The 562-nt window shown below is 56.9% G+C and carries 1 rRNA gene; it reads right to left on the bottom strand.

The annotated features are described in order from the left end of the window. Positions 1–562 (bottom strand): 23S ribosomal RNA (locus VJ162_RS18460); the annotation flags it as partial.

The following is a 562-nucleotide window of genomic DNA, read 5'->3' on the forward strand; positions in this document are numbered from 1 at the left end:
TCGGAGGCGGTCACACTAATCGGTCGCTCTACCCCACGAACTACCTCGGCGGAGGTCATGCTTCGACATGTTTCGATTGGAACCAGCTGTTGCCGGACTCGATGGGCCTTTCACCCCTAAACATAGATCACGAGAGGGTATTGTAGGACACCAACTCTAACAGGCCTCCACGTGCCTTTCGGCACGCTTCGCCTTGTCCATGCTTAGATCGTCCGGATTCGGGTCGTGTCCGTCTGGCTCCCCGCCCTTGAAGACGGCGGCCCTCGTCGTAAGACTGCGGCCATGTCGGTTTCCCTGTGCCTCCCCCGATGCTCGGGTTAGACTTGCCATACAGACACACTCCCTGGCTCGTTTTTCAAAACGTACGACGGAACATCGGCTTCCGGTGAGTCTTACTGGACGCTCGCGCGTCGGTCATTCGTCATCGGACCTTGTATGCCCCGTCGCTCCATCGCCAACTGAGTTCATGCTCTATTTCACCTCCCGTCTGAGGGTACTTTGCAGCGTTCGTTCACACTACTTGTGCACTATCGGTCTCGAGGAGTGTTTAGCCTTCGCAGTC

The sequence above is a fragment of the Haloarcula sediminis genome (genome assembly GCF_035656455.1).
GTDB lineage: Archaea > Halobacteriota > Halobacteria > Halobacteriales > Haloarculaceae > Haloarcula > Haloarcula sediminis.